The 17,273-nt window shown below is 71.6% G+C and carries 10 protein-coding genes; 4 read left to right on the plus strand and 6 right to left on the minus strand.

The window, feature by feature from the left end; translation table 11 throughout:
* Positions 1-4: 4 nt before the first annotated feature.
* The 3 genes from ACGFZS_RS01805 to ACGFZS_RS01815 all read right to left on the minus strand — a co-directional run bounded on the left by ACGFZS_RS01805 (position 5) and on the right by ACGFZS_RS01815 (position 3,643).
* On the minus strand, positions 5-1,117 hold the full coding sequence (locus ACGFZS_RS01805) for a hypothetical protein (RefSeq protein ID WP_393793468.1): 1,113 nt from the start codon (positions 1,115-1,117) through the stop codon (positions 5-7).
* On the minus strand, positions 1,114-1,914 hold the full coding sequence (locus tag ACGFZS_RS01810) for a hypothetical protein (RefSeq protein WP_393793469.1): 801 nt from the start codon (positions 1,912-1,914) through the stop codon (positions 1,114-1,116). Before ACGFZS_RS01810 ends, ACGFZS_RS01805 begins: the two co-directional genes overlap by 4 nt.
* A gap of 472 nt (positions 1,915-2,386) precedes the next feature.
* Complete coding sequence (locus ACGFZS_RS01815) at positions 2,387-3,643, minus strand: hypothetical protein (protein ID WP_393793470.1); 1,257 nt, start codon at positions 3,641-3,643, stop codon at positions 2,387-2,389.
* A 642-nt stretch (positions 3,644-4,285) separates the two neighbouring features.
* On the opposite strand from ACGFZS_RS01815, the gene ACGFZS_RS01820 reads away from it, so the two are divergent.
* Complete coding sequence (locus ACGFZS_RS01820) at positions 4,286-5,080, plus strand: hypothetical protein (protein WP_393793471.1); 795 nt, start codon at positions 4,286-4,288, stop codon at positions 5,078-5,080.
* A gap of 150 nt (positions 5,081-5,230) precedes the next feature.
* Positions 5,231-6,481 (plus strand): alpha/beta hydrolase, encoded by a 1,251-nt coding sequence (locus tag ACGFZS_RS01825; protein ID WP_393793472.1) that lies wholly within the window; start codon positions 5,231-5,233, stop codon positions 6,479-6,481.
* 3 nt (positions 6,482-6,484) lie between these two features.
* Here ACGFZS_RS01825 and ACGFZS_RS01830 read toward each other — a convergent pair whose 3' ends face one another.
* Positions 6,485-8,176: a dolichyl-phosphate-mannose--protein mannosyltransferase gene (locus ACGFZS_RS01830; RefSeq protein ID WP_393794099.1), complete on the minus strand. Its 1,692-nt coding sequence runs from the start codon at positions 8,174-8,176 to the stop codon at positions 6,485-6,487.
* A gap of 250 nt (positions 8,177-8,426) precedes the next feature.
* On the opposite strand from ACGFZS_RS01830, the gene ACGFZS_RS01835 reads away from it, so the two are divergent.
* Positions 8,427-10,340, plus strand: a complete 1,914-nt coding sequence (locus ACGFZS_RS01835) for a hypothetical protein (RefSeq protein ID WP_393793473.1) — start codon at positions 8,427-8,429, stop codon at positions 10,338-10,340.
* Between the two features lie 12 nt (positions 10,341-10,352).
* Here ACGFZS_RS01835 and ACGFZS_RS01840 read toward each other — a convergent pair whose 3' ends face one another.
* Entirely contained in the window at positions 10,353-11,522 is a 1,170-nt protein-coding gene (locus ACGFZS_RS01840; protein WP_393793474.1) for an FG-GAP repeat domain-containing protein, read from the minus strand.
* Positions 11,523-11,554: 32 nt separating this feature from the next.
* Positions 11,555-16,363 carry a family 43 glycosylhydrolase gene (locus ACGFZS_RS01845; RefSeq protein ID WP_393794100.1) on the minus strand — a complete coding sequence of 1,603 codons (4,809 nt, stop codon included), beginning with the start codon at positions 16,361-16,363 and terminating at the stop codon, positions 11,555-11,557.
* A gap of 358 nt (positions 16,364-16,721) precedes the next feature.
* Here ACGFZS_RS01845 and ACGFZS_RS01850 point away from each other — a divergent pair, with 358 nt between their 5' ends.
* Complete coding sequence (locus tag ACGFZS_RS01850; RefSeq protein WP_393793475.1) at positions 16,722-17,246, plus strand: hypothetical protein; 525 nt, start codon at positions 16,722-16,724, stop codon at positions 17,244-17,246.
* The last annotated feature ends 27 nt before the right edge of the window (positions 17,247-17,273 follow it).

Below are 17,273 nucleotides of genomic sequence, written 5' to 3' on the forward strand. Positions count from 1 at the left end.
CCGGTCAGGCGCCGGGCGGGGGCGCCGGCTGCGGGGGCACCCCGGCCGGGGCGGGTGGCAGGCGGGCCAGGGAGGCCAGATCGGGGGTGGGCGTGGGCAGGTCGGAGGCGGTGACCCGCACCCGGCCGTGTCTTCTGCGCTGTTCCTCGGCGACGCTGAAGCAGATCTTCCGCAGTTCCCGCACGTCCGAGTGGCGCCAGGCCTCCGGATCGCGGGGCGCGTCCGGCGCCGTCGTCGGTAAGGCGTCGGGGTCGGGATGGTCCCCGCGGGCCGCCTGGCTGAACTTCACGGTGTCCTCCGGGCTGAGGCTGCCGAGCGAGAGGTGGGTGAGCGCGGGCTGGCTGCCCAGGACCGCGATCACCTCGTCGTGTGCGGTGCGCGGGTCGTGGTGACCCACCTCGACGAACAGTACGATCCGGCTGCGCGCGTGTCTCAGACAGCTCCTGAGGAACTCGGTGCGCACCGCGCCCATGTCGTCCCGCCAGCCCAGATGCGGCACCAGGGCCAGCAGCATCGCGTCCTGTTCCGCGAGCAGCCGGCTGATCTCCGCGAACGTGTCGAAGACCGCTCCGTCGACCGGTACCCGGCCCTTGACGACGTCGGTGAGCCGGAGTTCGAGCTCGGAGACGATCTTCTTCCGGATGGCGCCGTTGATGCCCTCGGTGGTGGCGAACCGGCCCCGCTCGTCCACGCTCACGGAGTCGGCGTGGTTGCGGTACCCGCCGGTCATCACCACCACCGGACGCGGCGGCCGGATGTCGTCAGGGCCCAGCCGGCTGCGCTCGGCCCGCGCGGCGGCCTCCCGCAGCCGCTCCTGCATCAGATGGACGCACCGGTGGATGAGCGTGGTCTTCCCCATGCCGACCGGCCCGGTCACCACCACCACGTGCCCGCGGTCCACCTGCGGCAGGATCATCTCGGGCAGCCGGGCGAGGCTCGCCTCGAACTTGCGCACCTGCTCCTCGGCGTGGTCCACGTCCACCCACGCCCGGACATGGCTGTCCTCCTCCCAGGCCACCAGCGGATGGTCGTCCAGCGGTTCGGTCTCCCACCACAGCCCGGAACCGTCGCCCGGCACGCGGACGCCGTACGGGTTCGTCCCCACGGACTGGGTCATACGGCCGCCCCCGGCGTCGTGTCCGGAGTCCGCGGTGTGTTCCGTGCGTCCCGTGTGTCCCCTGTGCTCCGCTCCCGTACCGCGCGCAGGGTCCAGTAGCCGGGCGGGCGGTCGAGGTCCGACACGGCGCCCGGCAGGGCGTCCAGCGCCTCGCCGGGCCCGCGGGCCTCGCCGGTACGGGCGTCCGCGCCGAGCACCGTGCCGTTGCGCACGGCGGGCAGCGGCCGGGACAGCGGCAGCCCCTCGGCGAGGCGCCGGGCGGCGCGCCGCCGGACCTCGGGGCCCGGCACCCGCAGCAGCGTGGCCGCCAGCGCCTCGCGTGCCGCACGCACCGCCGGGTGATCGGCGCCCCGGGGATCGCTCTCGTAGCCCGTCAGATAGGTGCGCGCCGTCGACCGGAACGCGGCCTCCTCCGCGACCAACCGCCTGCGCAGCTCCCGCCGTTCGGCGGAGACGCGTTCCGAGGTCTGGCCGAGGAGGGTGAGCAGCGCACCGGCGGCCGACAGCAGCACGCCCTGCCAGAGCGCCGACAGCCAGCCGCCGCCCCCGCCGCCCCCGTCCGTCCCGGCCGCCGTGGCGGGGGAGTCGGACGAGGCGGCCATCAGCGCGGAACAGGCCCGGGCGAAGTCGGTCTCGTGCCGGTCGGCCCACTCCTGCGCGGTCAGCCGCCCGGCGGAGCCGACGGGCCGCACCCCGGCCGGGCCCGTCGTACTGTCCGCGCGCAGCAGCCGCAACCGCACCGCCGCGGCGACCAGACTGTCGAGCCGGGCGGGGTCCAGGCAGTACACGAGCTGCACGTCCCGCTCCTTGGACCCGGCAGAACCGGCCCACGCCGGAGCGGCCGCCGACAGCAACAGCGCGGCCCCACAGGCACACACGGCGGTCAGCGCGACCGCACGGAGCCGCGGCCGACGCCGGAACACGGCGGTCCGCCGGGCGGGCGGGCGCTGCGCGGGTGCGTGGCGTTGCGCGGGCGTGTGGCGCTTGGACGTGTGCCGCGCGGGTGGGTGCTGCTCGGGCGTGTGCAGCGAGGGCCGGGCACCCAGCGGGCGGGCTTCCGGTGCGCGGGCTTCCGCCGCGCGGGCCTCGGGTGCGCGGGCTTCCGCCGCGCGGGCTTCCGGTGCGCGGGCCTCCGGCGCACGGGCCTCCGCCGCACGGGCACCCCGTCTCGATAACCCGTGCCGACCGCGTTCCGTCGTCTGCCTCATGCGTCTCTCCCCGTTCGGCCACCGGCGTCCGGTGGTTGGTACGACTTGCGGATGCCGGCGGCTAGGCGACCGACCGCCGCTCCAGCACGTTCTCGCCCGCGGTCTCTTGGCCGTACCGGGACTGACGCCCGGGCTCGGCGGCGAGTTCCCCGGCGTCCTCCCCGGCACCGCCGCCGCGCGGCCGACGCGGAGCGCGGGAGCGCAGCGCCTGCCCGGCGCCGTAAAGGATGTTGACGGTGATGACGGCGGGACCGACCGTGGCGGCGGTGCCCGGAAAATCACGCTCAAGAGTGAGGGCGATGAGGACGGCCGTGATGCCGTTCTGCTGGCCGAGGCCCAGCTCGATCCGGTCGGTGCGCGCCAGCCCCTTCACGAACAGCGGCATCACGGTGAGCGCCACCACGGCCTGGGCGCCGAACGCCGCCACGCCCAGGACGAGTCCCGGCCACCACGCCACCCCGTGCGCGAGCAGCAGGCCGAGCGCCGAGAACGCGGCCAGGTACGCGCCGCCGACCGCGCGGTCGACCACCTTGCCGAGGACGGTGGAGCGCACCACCAGACCGGCCAGCGCCACCGCGAGCATCAGTTGCTGTGCGGCGGCCAGCACCAGCAGCGCCCCGACCAGCAGCACCGCGGCGCCCCCCACGGTCCGCCGGGCCGACACGGTGTCGGGCGCCTTGGCGGCCAGCAGGCGCCCCGTGAACCACAGCAGCAGCACACCGGCCAGCAGCGCGGCGTTGAGGCCGAGCCCGGCCAGATAGCCGCCGGTGCCGCCGCCGGTGATCCCGGGCGTGCCCGTGCCGCCGGTCAACGGGTGGGCCACGCCCGCCAGGTACAGGGTCAGCAGGACCGTCATCGGGTCGTCGAAGGACGCCCACGCCGTCAGCAGCGACCGCGCCCGTGGCGACATACGGTCGTTCCGGCCGAGGGCGGCCACCGACAGCGGGTCGATCTGGGCCACCGCGACGCCCAGAACCAGCGCTTCCGGCCTGCGGAAGACCAGCAGCATCGTCCCGGTGATCAGCGCGGCCTTCAGCACCACGCCCAGGGTGACGGCCGCCACCACCCCGCGCAGGTCGGCGCGGAGCGCCTTCAGGTCGATGCCGTACGTGCTGCCGTACAGGCCCACGGCGAGCAGCAGCCCGGCGCCGAACACATAGCTGCGGGAGTCCACCAGGGCCGAGGTGTCCGCGACGCCCGTGACCTGCAGGAGCAGCCCGCAGACGGTGCCGGCGGCCAGTGCCCCGGCGCCGGCGAGGACGATCGGGGGAACCGCGCCGAACGGTCGCGGTGAGCGGGCGCCCCGCGCTGTCACCATGGCCTTCTCTCCCCCTCCGTCACGGTCCGCGCGGTGCCCGGCACGGGCGATGCCCGCGCGTACGCGGCGCCGCGCGGCCGCCGCGGGTCAGCACCCATGGGCAGGGTGTGATGGTAGGGGGCACGCATGCCGCGCCGGAAGTCGGACACCGGCCTGCTGAGAGAGTCGACAGGTCCCTCGCGCCCCCCGGCCCACACCGTCGCGCGGGACGGCTCCGCCGCCGTACCGCCTTGTCTTCACGATGCCCGTCCAAGCCCGCTGCCGAACACCGGATGGCGTCAACAGGGCGCATTCCGACCGGCTCTGACCGCCCGCTGCCCGCGAGGGAGAGCACGGCCGGCGCGCGCCGCACGGCATGCGCGGGCGGTGCGGGCTCACTGGCCGAGGGGGTGCGGGCTCCGGCGCCCTCTTGACCGCGCACGGCCGGATCTCCCTCGTCCTGGTCAGCGCGGGCTGGATCCTCGTGACCACGGCCGCCGCGGGAGCGAACCGGGTGCTCCGCCGGTCCTGACCGGAATCCGTGAACGACAGCGGAACTTCAGGGCAACCAGGACCGGCCCCCGTATGTCTAGGTGGCGTCACACATCATCGGGTCGTGCCGCGGGGAGACGGCGCGCCCGCCGATCCCGAAGGGGGCCCTTCATGCGTATCCGCCCGGCCGTAGCCGCCGTGTCCCTCGCCACCGCCCTGTCCGCGTCCGTGGTTCCGGCCGCCACCGCCCACGCGGCGGACCGTGCCGCGTCCGGCCCCACGGTGTTCTCGGACGTCGTCGTCAACGGCGGCAAGGACATCGTGCTCGGCCTCACCACCAAGAAGACCGTCACCCTCACCTGGACGGCGACCGACCCGGACGGCGTGGCCGCCTCCTGGGCCTACCTGTGGCACGGCCCCAACACCGACGACGCCGACGGCATCCTGCCGCACTACCCGCCGGCGGGCACCTGCACCGTCTCCGCCACCGACCCCGCCGTCTCCACCTGCAAGCTGAGCTTCACCGTGGACGCCGCGCGGGACCTCGACCACAACGGCCTCGCCGGCACCTGGAAGGTCCTCGCCGAGGCACAGGACACCACCGACGACTGGACCGACGCCGACGTCGCCGGCACGGCGCGGATCAAGCGGTACGCCAAGGTCACGGTGAACGCCTCGCCCGAGCCGGTGAAGAAGGGCCGGACCGTCACGGTCACCGGGAAGCTGACCCGGGCGGACTGGGCGGGCGGCACCTACAAGGGCTACCAGGGGCAGTCGGTGAAGCTGCAGTTCCGCAAGAAGGGCAGCACCGCCTACACCACCCTGAAGACCGTCACCACCGGCAGCGGCGGCACCCTGAGGACCACCACCAAGGCGAAGGCGGACGGCTACTTCCGCTACGTCTTCACCGGCAGCGCCACCACCGGCCCGGCCACGGCGGCCGGCGACTTCGTCGACGTCAGGTGAGCGCCCGGGCCGTACTCGGCCCACGGTGTGACATAAAGGAACAGGCAATGACTTCTTCCTGAATCCCTCGTTACGGAACGCGGAAGGCTCCTCCGCCCTCCTCCTGTGCGTAGGCAAAGTGCACAGGCAGGGAAGTCAGGGACTGACGACATGGGTTTGACCAGTCGAACGACCGTATACGCGTTGGCGGCGCTCGCCGCCCTGTGCGTGGCGCTGCTGGTCTGGCTCTGGCCGCGCTTCGCCAGGCCGGGACTGTGGTCCGTGCTGGGGCGGCTGGCGGTCATCGGGGTCACGCAGGTGACGATCGTCGCGGCGTTCGCGTGCGCGGTGAACTCGTCGTACCAGTTCTTCGGTTCCTGGGGCGAGCTGTTCGGTCACGTCGACACCGCTCCCGTCGGCGTGACCCAGGCGGCCGGCGGGAACGGCGGCGGCTCGGTGAACGGCATAAGCAGTGTCCGCGGCGCGCTCGTGCAGCCCGCCGGTGACGAACAGCTGAGCCGGGTCGGCGGGCTGCCGGACGGACCCGCCGCGTCCGTCGGGCGGGTGGAGTCGGTCAAGATCATCGGCAGGCGCACCGGCGTGGTCGACCCGGCCTTCGTCTATCTGCCGCCCCAGTACTTCCAGAAGGCGTACCACCGGATGCGCTTCCCGGTGATCGTCGCGCTGAGCGGCTACCCGGGCAGCATCTTCAACCTCGCCGAGCACCTGCGGGTCTCACAGACCGCCGGGGAACTGCAGGGCAAGGGCGAGATGCAGCCGACGATCATGGTGATGATCCGGCCCACCATCGCCCCGCCGCGTGACACCGAGTGCGTGGACGTCCCCGGCGGACCGCAGACCGAGACGTTCCTCGCCAAGGACCTGCCGGAGTCCATCAGGTCCGTCTACCGGGCCGGTCACGACGCCGGTTCCTGGGGCGTCCTGGGGTACTCCTCGGGCGGCAGCTGCGCCCTCCAGCTCACCCTGCGCGACCCCGGCGTCTACACCACCGCCGCCGCGCTCTCCCCCGACTACAAGGTCAAGGACGACCCCACCACCGGCAACCTCTTCGGCGGCGGTCCCGGCCGCCGGGCCCGGGTCGACGGCCACGACCTGATGTGGCGGCTGAAGCACCTGCCCGTCCCGCAGGTCTCGGTCCTCGTCGCCAACAGCAGGCACGGCGAGAAGGGCTACCCCGAGACCGAGGCCTTCATCAAGGCCGTCAAGGCGCCCATGCGGGTCGTCTCCATCCTCCCCGAGAACGGCAGCCACAACTTCCCCACCTGGGTACGGGAGATGCCCGCCGCCCTGAAGTGGATGAACACCCAACTGACCTTCCCCCAGGACGTCGTCCCCCGCCACCACCCGAAGAAGACCCTCACCGAGGCCCGCCCCGCCCCGGCCCCTGCCCGCACCCGGTGAGGCTCAGACCCAGGTGTCCAGCCACATCCTCGACTGCCAGCCGGAGTACGGGATCGTCTGCCCGGTGTAGAGGGGATAGAAGTAGACGAAGTTCCAGATGATGAGCAGGACCAGGGCGCCGGCGGCCACCGCGCCCCGGGTGCGCCGGCGCCGGTCCGCTCCCGGTGGGCCCAGTACGGCGCCCAGCGTCATCGCCACGGCCAGGCACAGGTAGGGCACGAAGACGACGGCGTAGAAGGAGAAGACGGTGCGGTCCTGGTAGAGGAACCAGGGGAGGTAACCGGCGGCCACCGCGCAGAGGATCGCGCCGGCCCGCCAGTCGCGGCGCAGGGCCCAGCGGTAGAGCAGGTAGCCGAGGGCGCCGCACGCCGACCACCACAGCAGCGGGGTGCCCAGGGCGAGGACGGTGCTGGTGCAGGCGGTCGCCGCGCCGCAGCTGCCGGGCGGCGGGGAGTCGTAGGCGAACAGCACGGGGCGGCCCATGACGAGCCAGCTCCAGGGGTTCGACTGGTACTTGTGCGGCGTGTGCAGGCCCACGTTGAACTGGTAGACCAGGTACTCGTAGTGCCAGAAGCTGCGCAGCGGGGCCGGTATCCACGACCAGGTGCCGCCGCGGCCGTCGGCCCAGTGCCGGCCCCAGCCGTCGTCGGACAGGAACCAGCCGGTCCAGGTCACCAGATACGTCAGCAGGGCCGTCGGGACGAGGGCGAGGACCGAGCCGCCCAAGTCCCTGCGCAGCACGGCCCGGTACGGGTGGCGGGCGCCGGCGACCCGGCGGGCGCCGACGTCCCACAGCAGCGTCAGGACGACGAAGAAGACCAGGACGTACAGGCCGTTCCACTTGGTCGAGGCGGCGAGGCCCAGCAGGACCCCGGCCGCCAGCCGCCAGGGCCGCGCTCCCGTCCCGGCGCGGTCACCGGTGTCCGCGTCCGGGCGCACCCGGCCGTCCGCGCCGGTGGGCAGGGCCGCCGCGAGCCGGGCCCGCGCCCGGTCCCGGTCGATCAGCAGACAGCCGAACGCCGCCAGCGCGAAGAACATCACGACGAGGTCCAGCAGCGCGGTGCGGCTCATCACCACATGCAGACCGTCCACCGCCAGCAGCGCGCCCGCCAGACACCCCAGGAACGTCGAACGGAACAGCCGGCGGCCGATCCGGCACAGCATCAGCACCGACAGGGTGCCGAGCAGCGCCGTCATGAAGCGCCAGCCGACGGGGTCGAGCCCGAACAGCCACTCGCCGACCGAGATCACCCACTTGCCGGTCGGCGGGTGCGCGACGAAGGAGCCGGTGTCGGAGAGCGGGATCACCTGCGGGTGCGCCAGGATCTCCGGGTCGGCGACCTTGCGGTCCGGCCAGGTGCCCTCGTAGCCGAGGTGCAGCAGTGCCCAGGCGTCCTTGGCGTAGTACGTCTCGTCGAAGACGATCGCCCGCGGCCGCCCCAGCCGCCAGAAGCGGATGGCGCCGGCCACGGCGGCGACCAGCAGCGGGCCCAGCCACGCCGTCGCCCGTGCGAGGCGGTACGCCCGGTCCGGGCCGACGCCCAGCAACTGCCATACCCGGGTGCCCGGTTCGGGGAAGGGCGGCACCAGGCGCTCCCGGACACCGGCGCCGGCGCCCGGGGTGCGCGGGGGACCGGCGTATCCGAAACGGCGCAGGCGCTCCAGCCGGCCGGGGGGCGCCGGCGCCGGACGTATGCCGTCGAGGTCGTGGGAACGCGTCGCGCTGCTGTTCGTCACCGGACGACCTTAGACCGTCCGCCGACACCGGCCGACCGCCCCTCGGCTCCCGCCGATGAGTGTCGACAGTAGGCCGGTTTCTGATGAGCGATCCTGAGAATCTCGCCCAACTGTCGACAGTTTCCCGGGTGTTGGGGCAGACTGCACCGCGATCCGGAACCGTCCGTAGGCAATCCGTAGGCAAGTCGTGACCGCGGAGGAGTCGTTCATGGCAACAGGCAGCAGTGCGACAGGCAGCAGCGCGTACGAGCCGTCGATGAGGGACCGGGTGCGGGCGCTGGTGGCGCTGTCGACCGTGGGTGCCGGTTCCGCGGCGCTCTCGGGAACCGCCCGCGCGGCGGACGCGTCGGACACGCTCACCGTGGGAGCCGGGGAGACGTACGTGGTCGCCACGACCACCACCCTCAGCTCTCTGACGATCGCCGAGGGCGGCACCCTCGCCGTACCCGACGGATACAGCCTCACCCTGACCGTGGACGGCGTGGAGACCGGCTCCGTGCTGACCGCCACGCTGGCCACGAGCACGACGATCGCACCGGGGTCGTACAGCGGCGACATCGTGCTCACCGTTGCCGAACAGAACCCCGCCACCTTCGCGGGCGTCACCTTCCCGCTGCGTCAGGCCCTCTACGTGGGCGAGGACGGCATCGTCGCCGCCAAGTCCGCCACCCCGGCACTGGTCGGCGGCACGGTGACCGACACGGCGGCGCAGGGGGTGAGCGTCACCTCCACCGGCGAGGCCTTCGACGGCTTCTACGTCGCGGAGGGCGCCGCGTACACGGTCACCGACACCACGATCGGCTTCACCGGCAACGGCCGCTGCGACTTCGTCGGCGACGGCGCAGCCCTCGTCGGCACCGGGTCCGGGACACGACTGGTCCTGGACGGCGTCACCGTCTCCAACAAGGGGGTCGTACGCAGCGGGCTGGTCGCCGAGGACGGCGCCGATGTCGTCGTCAAGAACTCCAGCATCCAGTGCCTCAACGGGACCCTGCCCGCCGACTACGTCTTCGGCGGCGGCGCGAACATGCTCGTCGTGCCCTGGCGGCTCGGCATCTCCGGCAACGTCCGCGCCACCAACCTCATCGGCACCGGCACCCGGGCCACCTACCTCAACTCCACCATCGCCTCGGAGACCTGGGGCGCCTTCTCCACCGACTCCGTCTCGGGCGCCCAGGCCACCGCCGTCAACTGCGCCATCAGCAACCTCGGAGACGAGGGCTACGGCTCCTTCGCCGACGGCGACGTGACGGAACGGATCCTCGGCTGCACCCTCGACACCGGCACCTACGCCACCATCATCGGCGCCTCCAACAGCACGCTGTACTACGGCGACAGCACCCGCGCGGACGTGGCCCAGCTCAACACCGACCTCGAACTGGGCCTGACGGACGACGAGTTGGCCGCCCTGCCCGAGCAGAGCACCACCATCACCTCCCGGCAGTTCGGGGTGATGTGGCACGGGGCGGGCACGCTCCACATCAGCGGCGGGACGCTCCTCACCACCGGCGCGACCACCTTCCTCGACAAGGCGGTCCGGGCCACCATCACCGTGGACGGCTCGCAGGGCGCCGCGCTCACCCCCGGCAACGGCGTCGTCCTCCAGGTGATGGAGACCGACAACCCCGGGTCCAACGCCGGCGTCTACACCGAGCCCACCGACGACCCCGTGAAGGACGGCACCTGGGACGTCTCCACCGCCCACGACACCGACACCACCGCCGCCTTCACCGCCATCGCCCTCACCGGCGACTTCTACAACGCCATGCGCACCGGCCGGAACATGGCACTGACCTTCGACGCGTCGGCCGTCACGGGCGTGCTGTCGGCCTCCGCCTCGCGGCACGCGATCGACACCATCACCTCCGCCGAGTACGCCCAGCTCGGCCATGTCACCAACACCGCGCAGCCGGTCGTCAACAACGGGGTGCTGGTCACGCTCACCGGAGGATCGGAGTGGACGGTCACCGGGACGTCGTACCTCAGCCGGCTGACGCTCTCGGCGGACTCGGCGGTGACCGCGCCCGCCGGGAGCACGGTCTCGATGACGGTCGACGGGGAGCCGACCGCCATCGAGCCGGGCGGGGACTACAGCGGGGCGATCACCCTGACCGTGGCCTGACCCTGGGCCGACTCAGCCGCACGAGCCGGTGAACACGTCCACCGCGTCGTCGCTGCTGCTCGCGACCAGCAGGTCCTGGGTGCCGTCGGACGTGACGTCGGCGGCGGTCGCCTCGTAGGCGCCGTCCGCCGACAGCTCGGTCAGCTCGCTGAGCGAGCCGCCCGAGGTACCCGTGTAGACGCTGACCGAGCTGCCGTTGTTGGACGACACCAGCACGTCCGGGATGTCGTCGCCGTTGATGTCGGCCGAGTTGACGGCGACCGGCAGGGCGGACGTGGTGTAGTCGACGGGGTCCTGGAAGGTGCCGTCGCCGTTCCCGGCGTAGACCTCCAGGGTGTCGGAGCCGTTGCTGATCGTGGCGAGGTCGGTCGTCCCGTCCCCGTCGAAGTCGCCCTGGGTGAGCGAGTAGAGGCGGGCCACGCTGCTGTAGTCGGTGACGTCCCCGAAGGTCCCGTCGCCGTTGCCGAGGGCCACGCTGATCCCGCCGGCGGTGGCGACGCTGGCGGTGGCGACGTCGAGGTTGCCGTCGCCGTCGAAGTCGGTGAGGACGAGGCCGTGCGGCCGGGTCACGGTCACCGTCTGCGAGGAGACGGTGAACGCACCTTCACCGTCGCCCAGCAGCAGGTTGACCCGCCCGGCCGACTCCTCGGCCACCGCGATGTCCAGATCGCCGTCCCCGTCGACGTCCCCGGCGACCAGCGAACGGGCGCCCGAGCCGACCGTGTACTGGGTGGCGGTCCCGAAGGTGCCGTCGCCGTTGCCGAGCAGGACGCTCACCGTGCCGCCGTCGAAGTCGGCGGTGGCGAGGTCCGGGTTGCCGTCGGCGTCGAAGTCGGCGATGACGGTCTGGTACGGCTTGTCGCCCACGGCGTAGTCCGTGGCCGTGCCGAAGGTGCCGTCGCCGTTGCCCAGCAGCACCGAGACGGTGTCGGCGTCGTTGTCCGCGGCGACCACGTCGGCGTTCCCGTCGCCGTCGAGATCGCCGGTCACCACGTGCCGGGGGTTGTCGCCGGTGCTCGCCGAGTCGGCGGACTTGGTGAAGGAGCAGGTGGCCGCCGCCGTCGTGGCCGGCTGGCTGGCCGAGGCGACGGCGGTGACACCTGCCGCGACCGTTAAGGCACCGGCCGTTCCGTAGGCCAGGAGGCGGGGTGCCCGGCGGTTCCTGTGTTTGTTGACTGTCATGGTCACGGGAACCTACGGGCACCTCCTGTGATTCACGTGTTACGCGACCGTGCTTTCCCGGGGTGCCGCTGCGGCAGGGGTACGACGACGGTGGCCGTCCCTCCGTCGTCGTCGCTGACGGTGACCACCGGCCGGTGCCCGCCGGGCCTCCGGTACAGGTGCTCGGCACGGCAGACCGAGCCGCGGACCGTGCCCCGCGTCGGGCGGCTGCCGTCCTTCCAGTCGACGACGCAGGTGTGGGTGTCGGAGGCGCCCGGGTCGGTGAAGCGGACGGCGACGGTGACCCGCCGGTCGCCGTGGCCGTGCGCGTCGGTGATGGCCGGCGGGGCGTTGGCGACGGTCACGGTGGTGGTGTCGGTGCTGCGGCCGCCGGTCAGGGTGAGGGTGTAGGTGCCGTTGTCGGTGCAGGTGACGGTGGTCGTCGCGGACGCCGGGTCGGTGACCGTGCAGGGGGCTTTCGCGGGCAGGGTCCACTTCGCGGTACCGGCGCCGGAGAGGGTGCCGGCGAGCGGGATCGCGTCCCCTTCCGTCCCACCGGCGTCCGGTCCCGCGTGCACGACGGTCACCGGATCGATGCTGGTCAGCGTCGGCACGACCGGCTTGATCAGTCCGTCCGCGTCGAACTCCAGCTTGTCGACGGTGGTTTCGCGATGGGTGCCGTCGCCGCCGGGGATGGCGAAGCGGTGGTAGGCGATGTACCAGTCGTCGGTGTTCGGGACGTGTACGACGCTGTGGTGGCCGGTGCCCTTGATCCCCAGGGAGAGGTCCTTGGACAGGATCACGCCCCGCTTGCTCCAGGGACCGGTGGGGGAGGGCCCGGTGGCGTAGGCGACGCGGTAGTTCTCGTCCCGGGTGTCGTTCTCCGACCACATGAAGTAATAGGTGCCGTTGCGCTTGATGACGAACGAGCCCTCGTTGTAGCCGCTCGGCGTGATGTCCTCGACCTTCGCCGTGTCGATGGACGTCATGTCGGCGTTCAGCGGGACCACATAGGCGTGGCCGTTGCCGAAGTAGAGGTACGACTGCCCGTCGTCGTCCGTGAAGACGGCCGGGTCGATCATCTGGCCGCTGAAGTCACCGGACTTGAGGAGCGGCTTGCCGAGGGCGTCCTTGAACGGCCCGGTCGGCGAGTCGGCCACCGCCACCCCGATGTTCGCGTCGGCGCAGAAGTAGAAGTAGTACTTGCCGTCCTTCTCGGCGATCGTCGGCGCCCAGGCCCTGCTGTCCGCCCAGCTGACGTCCGGACCCAGGTCGAGGATGACGCCGTGGTCCGTCCAGTGGACGAGGTCGGTGGAGGAGTACGCCTTGAACTGCGTCCCGCTCCAGCCGTCGTAGCCGTCGGTGGTCGGGTAGAGGTAGAAGGTGTCGCCGAAGCGGACGATGTTCGGGTCGGCGTTGAGCCCCGGCAGTACCGGGCTCTTCATGACGAGGGCCGAGACCGTCCAGGTGCGCCGCTTGCCGTCGGAGCCCGTCACCTCGTACGTCACCGGCTTGCTGAAGTCGTGCACGCTCCCCGAGGCCGGGCTGATGGCGGCGCCGTGGGCGAGGGTGAACTCCGGTGCCAGGGAGGTGAGATCGGAGCCCTCGGTCATCGGCAGCGTGATCCTGCTGTCCGCGTCGTCGACGATGGCGTCGACCTTCAGCCCGGTCTGGGTCGCCTTGGCGATCCCGGCCGTGTTGCCGCTGAGCTCCATCACCTCGGCGGCCGACAACGCCCGGTCGTAGATGCGGAAGTCGTCGACCTCGCCGCCGAAGTACGGGTCGGCGGAGTACAGGGAGCGGCCGATGTAGCCGGTGTAGTCCTTGCTCGCGTCGTACAGCTCGGACGGCTTGATGGTGGTCGTGGTGCGGGCCGCCTCGACGCCGTCCACGTAGAGGACCATCGTGCCGGTGGTGCCGTCGAGGGTGACGGTGACGTGCTTCCACTGGCCGGGCGTGAGCTGCGAGCCGGCCGTCAGCTTGGACTCCGCCGACCAACTCGCCTTGGTGATGGCCGAGTAGAGACTGGAGCCGCCGTTGGACGGGGTGGCGAAGAGGTACGTGTCGCTGTCCGGGCCCAGCCCGAACAGCCACTGGAAGCTGTCGCCGCCCTGCCACTTGGCGTACGTCGACACGGTCACGCTGCCGGCGTTCTTCAGCACCCCGTTCGGGATCTTCACGTACGGCGAACTCGTCGCGTCCCCCGACATCTTGAAGGAGCCGCCCTCGACCCCGGTGCCGAACGCGGGCGTACGGACATACGTGCCGTGATAGCCGTGCCCGCTGCTGTCCACGGCGATGTTGCCGCCGCTCTCGTCGAAGTCGTAGTGCAGCAGCAGGTCGGCCGGGACGTCGGGACCCTCCTCCGACACCGTGACCTCGGCCTGGACCGGGATCGCGGCGCCGTCCGGGAGGCTGCCGGTGACGGTGAAGGTGCCGGGCTGCGCGTACGCGGACGCCGGGACGTCGTCCCAGCTGACGGCCACGGGCCGGTCGGCACCGTCGGCGTACGTGGCGATGACGGTGGCGGGGAGGACCGGGGCCTGCCCCGTCCGCGTCTTCACCCGCACGCTCTCGACGCTCTCCACCAACTGATCGGGCTGGTAGGCGCGGAGGAGCCGGTCGTACTCGGCCTGGGTGACCGGGAGCACCGTGCCGTGGCGGGGCTTGGCCGGGAGGTCGTAGTCGGCGACCGGGGTCCAGACCCCGGAGTCGAGGTCGTCGGTCTCGAACGGGATGTACCCGCGCCCGCCGAACTCGTCGAGGAACGCGTACCACTTGTCCTCGGTGTTGGACTTGAAGACCAGCGGCCCCTCGGCCGCGCTCATCGCGCCCTTGCCGATGCCCTCCGCGACCGGGGTCCAGTCGGTGCTGCGGATCGAGTCGCTCTTCTCCTCGAAGATGAACTTGCTGTTGGGCGTCGAGGAGGTGTTGTTCCGCTCGTCCTTGGAGAGCCGGTAGTAGGTGCCGTCCTGCTGGATCATCGTGGAGTCGATGACCGACCAGCCGCGGTCGATCCACACCTTGGGCTCGCTGAAGGTGTAGAAGTCCCGGGTGGTGGCGTACATCATGCGGTTGTACGTGTCGCCGGAGTGCGCCTCGTCGCCGTACAGCTTCGACGCCCAGAAGACGACGTACTCGCCGAGCTTCGCGTCGTAGAACGCCTCGGGCGCCCAGGTGTTGCCCGCGCTGTCCGGGGCGACCTTCACCAGCCGCTGGTTCGTCCAGTGGACGAGGTCGGTGGACTCCCAGACCATGACGGACCTGGAGCCGGTGCGCTGGGCGGCGTCCCAGTCGCCGTTGCCGTAGATCCTGAGGTCGGTGGCGATCTGGTAGAACTTGTCGCCCTCGGGGGAGCGGATGATGAACGGGTCGCGCAGGCCCTTCTCGCCGAGCGTGGAGGTCAGGACGGGCTTGCCGTCGTTCAACTCCCGCCAGTTCAGCGGGTCGTCGCCCTTGCTGAGGGCGGCGTAGAGCTGCTCGCCGTCGGCGGTGCCCTCGCCGGTGAAGTAGCTGAACATGTAGCCCTTGAGGGCTGCGGGGGCGGGAAGTTCGGGGACGCGGGCGGTGAAGGTGCGGGTGCTGTGCGCCTCGCCCCTGGTGACCGTGGCGGTCAGGTCGACCGTCGTGGCTCCGGCGCCGTGCGCGGGGCGGTGGACCGTGCCGTCGGCATCGATGACGTCCGGGTCGGCGGAAGACCAGGTGACGGTGGTGCCGTAGGCCCCATCGGCGGGCAGGGTGAGGTTGCCGCGGGCGTCGTCGATGTTGTGGACGGTGAGGGCGTCGGCGGCCTGCTCGGCGGCGGTGGCGTCGTCGAAGTCGGCGAGGACGGTGATGTCGAAGGTCCTGGTGTCGGTGACCGTGCCCTTGGTGAGGGTCGCGGTGAGCGTGGCACGGGCGTCGGGGGAGCCGGCGGCGGGCCGGGTCACCTTGCCGGAGTCCGAGACGACGTCAGGATGGTCGCTGGACCAGCTGATGGCCGAACCGCCCGCCGTGCCGGTCTTCGGCAGGTCCAGGTCGGCGGTCACGCCACCGGTGTCGCCCAGGCTCAGGGCCGCCTTGTCGTCGGCTACCCCCTGCGTGTCGACGGGCAGGGCGAGCTGCTCCACCTCGGCGCCGTCGAGGGCACGGTCGTATACGCGGAAGTCGCGGATGCGGCCCTTGAAGAGCTTGTCGCCCGAGTAGACGGACTTTCCTATGTAGTTGGCGACGGTGCTGCCCGACCCGATGGCGCCGGGGGTGATGGTGACGGAGGTGTTCCGGCCGACCTCGACGCCGTCCTCGTAGAGCACGCCCGTGGTGCCGGTCTGGGTGTAGGCGAGGTGCTTCCACACCGCGCGGGTGAGGTTGTGGGAGTCGGACGGCTTGGTCGTCTGCTCGGTGGACCAGTTGCCGGTCGCGAGGGAGGTGCGGAAGGAGTTGCCCGTGGTGAAGAGGTAGCCGTTGCCGCTGCTGCCGCTGGAGTTGCCGAAGCCGTAGAGGAAGTACGGGGTGGACTGGGCGGAGTCGATCCGCACGTCCAGGGACACCGTGATGGCGTCCATGCCCTTCATGACGTCGTCCGGGACCTTGACGTACGTGTCGGAGCCGTTGAAGCCGAGGCCCTGGCCGGAGGACGACCAGTCGGCGGTGCCGTTGACCGTGCCGTCGCGGCCGTTGCCGGAGGCGTCGGAGGCTCCGTCGGCGGAGTCGAGGGGGTACCAGAGGGCCAGGCCGGTGGTGAGACTGTCGGCGGTGGGGGTTTCGGCCGCCGCGGGGAGCGTCGGTCCGGCGAGGGCGAGGAGCGTCGAGGCGGCGGCCAGGGCGGCGAGGTGACCCGCCCGGCGTCTCGCGCGGCCACGGGGTCGTGCGGTGTGCGGCATGGCGGCTGTCATGGGGGTTCCTGCCAAGTCCCTTGTCGTTAACTGCAGATGACGTCGCGTTGCGAGAGTGTCAAACGATGTATACGGGGTCGTCAAGAGTTTTCGAACAATGTCCGACTGGTCGAACATGCAAGGCGGCCGGACTCCGCGCCCCCGACACCCGCGTCGAAGTGGGCCGTTGCGACGACAACCAAGCCCTGGCCATGGCTTGGCCTACGGCTGCCCGCCCCGGGTCCAATCTTCAACTAAGCAACTCCCGTCCCGGGTAAAGAGGTCTACCCGCATAGAACCCCCGGTGCTGTCATGCCCACGACTGCCCGGCACCGTGCCGGGCGGCACCTCACCGGGAGACCCCCACATGTCCCGAACGCGGCGCCCCCTCGTCACGACCCTCTCCGCTCTCGCCCTCACCGTCGCGGGCCTCACCCTCACCACCGGCACGGCCCACGCCCAGTCCTGCAGCCAGGCCTACCTCCCGCTCCCCGACCCCAGTTGCCAGCCCGGCGACTTCAACCCCGACGTCACCCAGAGCACCATCGACTCCACCATCTGCGTCTCCGGCTGGACCGCGACCGTACGGCCGTCCAGTTCCTACACCACCGCGCTGAAGAAGAAGCAGATCGTCGAGTACGGCTACACCGACACCAGCACCTCCGACTACGAGGAGGACCACTTCGTCCCGCTGGAGCTCGGCGGCGCCCCCAAGAGTGAGCTGAACCTCTGGCCCGAACCGGAGTACGGCACCAAGACCGCCGCCAACAAGGACACCGTCGAGAACAAGCTCAAGAAGGCCGTCTGTGCGGGCACCGTCAGTCTTTCCGACGCCCAGGACGCCATCGTGACCGACTGGACGACGGCCCTGTCCAGCCTCGGCCTGAGCTGACGCCGCCAACATTCCTGCCCCGCACGA

The sequence above is a fragment of the Streptomyces sp. NPDC048288 genome (assembly GCF_043201555.1).
Lineage (GTDB): Bacteria > Actinomycetota > Actinomycetes > Streptomycetales > Streptomycetaceae > Streptomyces.

What these genes read in the sequence shown, in the direction of transcription:
- ACGFZS_RS01805 (WP_393793468.1), bottom strand. Translation starts at nt 1,117, where the DNA reads ATGACCCAGTCCGTGGGGACGAACCCGTACGGCGTCCGCGTGCCGGGC.
- ACGFZS_RS01815 (WP_393793470.1), bottom strand. Translation starts at nt 3,643, where the DNA reads ATGGTGACAGCGCGGGGCGCCCGCTCACCGCGACCGTTCGGCGCGGTT.
- ACGFZS_RS01820 (WP_393793471.1), top strand. Translation starts at nt 4,286, where the DNA reads ATGCGTATCCGCCCGGCCGTAGCCGCCGTGTCCCTCGCCACCGCCCTG.
- ACGFZS_RS01825 (WP_393793472.1), top strand. Translation starts at nt 5,231, where the DNA reads ATGGGTTTGACCAGTCGAACGACCGTATACGCGTTGGCGGCGCTCGCC.
- ACGFZS_RS01835 (WP_393793473.1), top strand. Translation starts at nt 8,427, where the DNA reads ATGGCAACAGGCAGCAGTGCGACAGGCAGCAGCGCGTACGAGCCGTCG.
- ACGFZS_RS01840 (WP_393793474.1), bottom strand. Translation starts at nt 11,522, where the DNA reads ATGACAGTCAACAAACACAGGAACCGCCGGGCACCCCGCCTCCTGGCC.
- ACGFZS_RS01845 (WP_393794100.1), bottom strand. Translation starts at nt 16,363, where the DNA reads ATGCCGCACACCGCACGACCCCGTGGCCGCGCGAGACGCCGGGCGGGT.
- ACGFZS_RS01850 (WP_393793475.1), top strand. Translation starts at nt 16,722, where the DNA reads ATGTCCCGAACGCGGCGCCCCCTCGTCACGACCCTCTCCGCTCTCGCC.